This is a genomic window from Xanthobacter sp. BG11Y11_SDJG (assembly GCF_057364445.1).
The window spans coordinates 1-5,296 of the sequence record NZ_JBNFNU010000304.1 but is presented as its reverse complement, the minus strand read 5'-3'; the positions used below and the strand labels follow the sequence as shown (position 1 = coordinate 5,296).

Below are 5,296 nucleotides of genomic sequence, written 5' to 3'. Positions count from 1 at the left end.
GGCTCCCCGGTCGCCGGGTTCTCGCGCGCGACGGAGCGGCGGCGCCGCAGTCCGCTCGCCCGCGCACGCGCGTCACTTCCGCGCCGGATCTCGTGCAGCCGCACCATGGGACAGTCCGCAGAATTGGAAGGCCCCGTCTCCAGGCCCTGCGAACTGTCTAGAGGATGCGAATTTTCCTTTCAATCGCAGTATTTTAGAAGATATCCAAGAAATCGCGCAACACATTGATGACGAGATGTATCGTCGGTCGCCGCGCGCATGATTGTAATCGGTATAAATCTTTCCCGGACCGGCGCAGGGCTCAGTTGCGCAGCGCCGACGTCCCGTCGATCACCGCCGGATAGGGCAGTTCCGTCACGAGCTTCGCGCTCGGCGCCGTCTGCGCGAAGATGGCGCGAGGTCGATGGTCAGATAGGTCAGCCGGTGGGCATAGTCGGAGATCGTCAGCGTGTTGTTGGTCAGGTCCTTGATCGAAACCCACTGGGTGTAGTCGGAGATGAGCTGGCCGCCCTCCTTGCTCTGGGCGATGCCGATGGGGATATCGACCGTATTGAGGATGTGGCCGATGGCCTGGCGCGCCTCGGCGCCGGTCTTGGGCGGGGCGATGAAGTGGCGCAGGAAGGCCGCGCGCACGAAGCGCGCCGGCGGCGAGTAGTCGCCCGGCATGCCCAGCAAGCCGCCGCCCTGGCCGATGGCGGTCACGTTCGCCGTGCCGATGTTGCGCTCCGACACTCCGACCGTGGAGAGGTTCAGATAGTTGCGCAGGTTGATGAGGTGCCAGTCATAGGTCGGCGCATTGGTCAGCACGTGGGCCACATTGTCGTGGATGCGCAGTTCCCCGCCCACATATTCCACCACGATCCCGGCGCCGCTGCGGTCGGTGAACACCATGTGGATGGTCGGCGGCGTCGGGCCGCTCGGCAGCGAGGGATCGGCCCACACCTTGATGCCCGGCAGCGCCGCGCGCACCTCGGCGACGCTCGCATGCATGCCCAGCGCCCAGGCGCCGAAGCCGAGGATGGAGACGTAGCTCTTATCGGCCTTCGTCACCGCCTGATACTGCGTGAAGCCGGGCAGGAAGTTGGCGCTCATGCCGAGGCCGGCGGCGTTCTGGCCTTCCAGGAAGGCGCCGCCGGGAATGATCTCGGCGCTGATGCCCACCACCGGCTGCCTGGTCGCCACCTTCACCGGCGGCAGGCCGAGGTCGGACGGTGCGGTCAGGGTGAGCTCCGTGCCCTTGGGCAGGCTCTTGAGCGTCCACTTCATGTCGAACGCCCATTCCATGGTGCGCCCGGCGATGACGGTCTTGTCGGCGGCGACGATGTCGACGGCGGTGCAGGCGATCGCCTGCTGGAGGGAGGCGAAGACCATCAGGCCCGCCATGGCAATCCGCAGCATGAATTCCTCCGCCGTTTGGGCGCCGTTTCCCGGCGTTTCGCAGCCGCTCGCGGGCGTGATTGCTCATCCGCCCAGAGCCTGCTTCGCGTGCAATTCTAGCACTCGGCGGCGCGGTGGGCCACGGCCGAACATCGAGGCCCACCCACGATGCGGCGGCCCGGCGTCGCCCGCCGCGCCGCCGCACGCATTCACTGGCGCGGAATGCCCGAGGCGCGGATGAGATCGCCCCAGCGCGCATATTCCGCCTTGAGGAAGGCCGCGAACTCCCCCGACGGCATGGGCCACGGCACCGCGCCGATGGAATTGAAGCGCTTGCGCAGGTCCGGGTCCTTGAGAATCTCCATCAGCGCGTCGCTCATCTGCGTCACCGCCGGCTGGGGCGTGCCCTTCGGGAACACGGTGCCGAGCCACGCCGAGGCATGGAAGCCGGGGTAGCCCAGCTCGGCGATGGTCGGCACGTCCGGCAGGAACGGCAGCCGCTTCTCGGTGCACACCGCGATCAGGCGCGCCTTGCCGGCCTCCACCTGGGGCATGGCCACCGCCAGCGTGTCCATGGCGACGTCGATCCGCCCGCCCGCCAGGTCCAGCATCGCCGGCCCGCTGCCGGGATAGGGCACATGGAGGATGTCGATGCCCCCCGCCCGCTTCAGGTGCTCCATGCCGAGGTGCGAGAGCGTGCCGATGCCGGACGAGGAATGGGAGAGCTTGCCCGGGTTCGCCTTCGCGTAGGCCACCAGCTCGGCCAGCGTCTTGGCCGGCACCTGCGGGTTCACGATCAGCACCATGGGCAGGTCCGCCACGAGGGCGACGGGCGTGAAGTCGGTCAGGGTGTCGTAGCTCACCGACTTGTAGATGTGCGGGTTGGCGACATAAGAGGCGAGCGCGCCCAGGACCATCTGCGAGCCGTCCGGCTCGGCGCGGGCGAGCTGGGAGAGCGCGAGGCTGCCGCCCTGGCCCGGCTTGTTCTCGACCACCACCGCGCGGTCGAGCTTGGCCTGGAGCTTCTCGGCGAGGATGCGCGCCACCATGTCGGTGGCCTGCCCCGGCGGGAAGCCCACCAGAATGCGCAGGGGCTTGGTGTCGGCCCATGCCTGACTGAGGGGAAGAATTGCCGCGCAGGCGAGCATCAGGAAAAATCGGCGCATCAGATCACTCCCTGGATTTTTAGTTCTTTTATGTCTTCGTTGCCGAAGCCGAGTTCGCGCAGCACCTCTTCCGTATGGAAGCCGGGCGCCTCGCCCGCATGCGCGACGCCGCCGGGCGTGCGCGAAAACCGCGGCACCACGCCCTGCATGCGCACCTGGCCCAGTTCGCGGTCCGGCACCGTGACGATGGCGCCGCGGGCCACGAACTGGGGATTCTCCATCACCGCCTTGGCATCGTTCACCGGCGCGAAGGCGATGCCGAAGGCGTCGAGCCGCTGCTCCAGCTCGGCGAAGGGCAGCGTGCGCAGCGCGTCGGCGACGATGCCGTTGATCTCGCCGCGGTGGCGCACCCGGTCGGGATTGGTGACAAAGCGCGGGTCGGTCTTCAGCTCCGGCCGTCCGATCGCCTCGCACAGGCGCTCGAACAGGTTCTGCGAGGAGGCGGGGACCGAGACCCAGCGGCCGTCGGCGGTCTCGAAGATGCTGCTCGGGGCGGCATAGGTGTTGATGTTGCCCGAGCGGCGCGGCGATTGGCCCAGCTGGTCCTGCTGAATGATCACGAAGTCCATCGCCCGGAGCATCGCCTCCGACATGGAGCAGTCGATCTCCTGGCCTGGCCGGTCGGGCGACTGGGCGAGCTCGAGCAGGGCCGCGAGCACTCCGAGCGCGCCGAACAGGCCGCCGACGGCGTCGGAGACCGGGAAGCCGAGATGGAGCGGCGGCCCGTCCGCCTCCCCGCACAGATGGGTGAAGCCGCACAAAGCCTCGAACGCCGGGCAATCCCGGGCGGTCCCGGTAGGGTCCATCCTGGCCGAAGCCCGAGATGCGCAGGATGGTCAGGCGCGGGTTGAGTCCGTGCATCCACGCTTCCGTGAGCCCCCACCGGTCGAGCGTGCCGGGGCGGAAATTCTCGATCACCACGTCCTGGGCGGCGATGACGGGGGCGAGGATCTCCTTCGCCCGCGCGTGCCGCAGGTCGAGGCTGATGGTGCGCTTGTTGCGGTTCGTGACCTTCGACCAGAGCGAGATGCCGTCCTTGTGGGGCGGCAGCGCGCGCAGCGGATCGCCGGTGCCTGGCATCTCGACCTTGAGGATGTCGGCGCCGTAGTCGCCCAGCAGCGCCGCGCAGAGCGGGCCGGCGAACACGGTCGACAGGTCGAGCACGCGCAGGCCCTTCAGGGGACCTGTTCTCATCGGATTGATACTGCCCTTCGGGTTGTTCTTCGTTTCCACCCGAGGGGAAGGCTAGGAGATGCCGGGGTAGTCCGAAAAGTTATAAGTTGCTATCATCTGATCATGATCCTGGATCACCGCTTCGGCCGCCTGCGGTTCCGCGACCTCGAATTCCTGGTCACCTTGGCGCGCACCGGCAGCCTCCGGCGCGCGGCGCAGGAGCTGGGCGTAAGCCAGCCGGCGCTCAGCAAGACCCTACGCGAGATCGAGGATGGCTTCGGGGTGATGCTCTATGCCCGCGGCAGCGGCGGTCTGGAGCCGACGGCGGCGGGCACGCGGCTGGTCTCGGCCGCGCAGGTGATGCTGGCGGAACTCACCCATGCGCGGACCGCGGCCCGTGCGACGCTCGACCCGCCGCTGCGCGTGGGCGCCACCTCGGTGGTGGCGCTGGTGCTGCTGCCGGCGCTGGCTGAAGGCGCTCGGCGACTGGCCCGCGAGCATCACCGAGGGTGCGGTGCCGGGACTGCTCGACGCGCTCGACCGCGGCGACCTGGACGTGGTGGTCGCCATGTATCCGCTGCCCAACCGGCCGCCGGCCCCCTTCTCCCACCTGCGCCTGTTCCGCGACGACCTGATGGTGGTCGCCCGCCGCGGCCAGACCGTGCCGCACTTTTGGGCCGACCTCGCCGACTGCGCCTGGGTGCTGCCGCGGCCGCCGAGCCTGATCGGCAGCGCCATCGAGACGCGCTTCCTCGCCGAGGGCCTGGTGCCGCCGGTGCCGAAAGTGATGTCGGTGCATCCCGCCACCAACATGATGCTGGTGGCCGAGGGGCACGGCGTCGGCGCCATGCTGCGCTCGCTCTATGATGGCGCGGGCATGGCCGCGCGGCTCCAGGAAATCCCCGTCGTGCCGCGCCCCGAAGTGCCGCCCGTCTGCCTCGTCTACCGCAAGGCGCAGGAGGGCCAGCCGCGCATGTTGGCCTTGATCGCCGCCATGAAGCGGGTGATGGCGCAGGACGCCGCGGCGGGCGGGCTGATGCCCGGCTGAGCCGGGGCCCGCACCGGCGGCACCTGTCGCATCAATGTACCGCTAACGGCGCGGCAGCGTCCTCTGGTCGCTTTGGCGGCCCCCGGGAACTGCGATAAGGATCATTCCTCAACGGAAGCGCCGGGACGCACCCGCCCTGCGCGGCGGTCCAATCCGGCGCGATGGGGGGCTCCGTCCAAGGGCCGAACCGGCGGTCTGACAAGAAGCGTGGCGAGCAATGTATCCCGATGACACCTTGAGGAAGCTGGTTCTGCCGCTCATCCTCCTGACCGCGTTGCTGGCCTCGGCGGCCACCACGGGGCCGATGATGAAGCCGGCGCCGCTGCCTCAGCTCGATGCCAAGAGCCTCGCGGAGTGGCGCGACGCCTACGTGGCGGCCCAGCCTCTGCTCGGGCTCGGAAACTGAGCCGAAAGCGGATGCGCCCGACGGTGCCCTTCCGGCAGCGCCCCCGCTTCGCGCAAAACGTGATCGCCCAGCGGCGCGACCCGTCACGCCGGCGCCTGGCGGGCGTCCGGGTCCGCGAACGGCGGC

At 69.1% G+C, this 5,296-nt stretch carries 5 protein-coding genes and 2 pseudogenes; 3 read left to right on the top strand and 4 right to left on the bottom strand.

The window, feature by feature from the left end; translation table 11 throughout:
* Window positions 1–354 precede the first annotated feature (354 nt).
* The 4 genes and pseudogenes from AC2W7M_RS19295 to AC2W7M_RS19280 form a co-directional block, all read right to left on the bottom strand.
* Window positions 355–1,398 (bottom strand): choloylglycine hydrolase family protein, encoded by a 1,044-nt coding sequence (locus AC2W7M_RS19295; RefSeq protein WP_486134135.1) that lies wholly within the window; start codon window positions 1,396–1,398, stop codon window positions 355–357.
* A 188-nt stretch (window positions 1,399–1,586) separates the two neighbouring features.
* Window positions 1,587–2,543 carry a Bug family tripartite tricarboxylate transporter substrate binding protein gene (locus AC2W7M_RS19290; RefSeq protein ID WP_486134139.1) on the bottom strand — a complete coding sequence of 319 codons (957 nt, stop codon included), beginning with the start codon at window positions 2,541–2,543 and terminating at the stop codon, window positions 1,587–1,589.
* The gene (locus AC2W7M_RS19285; protein ID WP_486134137.1) at window positions 2,543–3,349 is read right to left on the bottom strand and encodes a CaiB/BaiF CoA transferase family protein; all 807 of its coding nucleotides are present in this window, start codon (window positions 3,347–3,349) and stop codon (window positions 2,543–2,545) included. The genes AC2W7M_RS19290 and AC2W7M_RS19285 overlap by 1 nt, the downstream gene beginning before the upstream one ends.
* 31 nt (window positions 3,350–3,380) lie before the next feature.
* Window positions 3,381–3,737 (bottom strand): annotated as a pseudogene (locus AC2W7M_RS19280) (CoA transferase); the annotation flags it as partial.
* Window positions 3,738–3,839: 102 nt separating this feature from the next.
* On the opposite strand from AC2W7M_RS19280, the pseudogene AC2W7M_RS19275 reads away from it, so the two are divergent.
* From AC2W7M_RS19275 to AC2W7M_RS19265, 3 genes and pseudogenes are all read left to right on the top strand, one after another.
* Window positions 3,840–4,037: pseudogene (locus tag AC2W7M_RS19275) on the top strand (helix-turn-helix domain-containing protein); the annotation flags it as partial.
* 76 nt (window positions 4,038–4,113) lie between these two features.
* Window positions 4,114–4,764 (top strand): LysR substrate-binding domain-containing protein, encoded by a 651-nt coding sequence (locus tag AC2W7M_RS19270; RefSeq protein WP_486134134.1) that lies wholly within the window; start codon window positions 4,114–4,116, stop codon window positions 4,762–4,764.
* A gap of 217 nt (window positions 4,765–4,981) precedes the next feature.
* Entirely contained in the window at window positions 4,982–5,170 is a 189-nt protein-coding gene (locus tag AC2W7M_RS19265; RefSeq protein WP_486134132.1) for a hypothetical protein, read from the top strand.
* Window positions 5,171–5,296 lie beyond the last annotated feature (126 nt).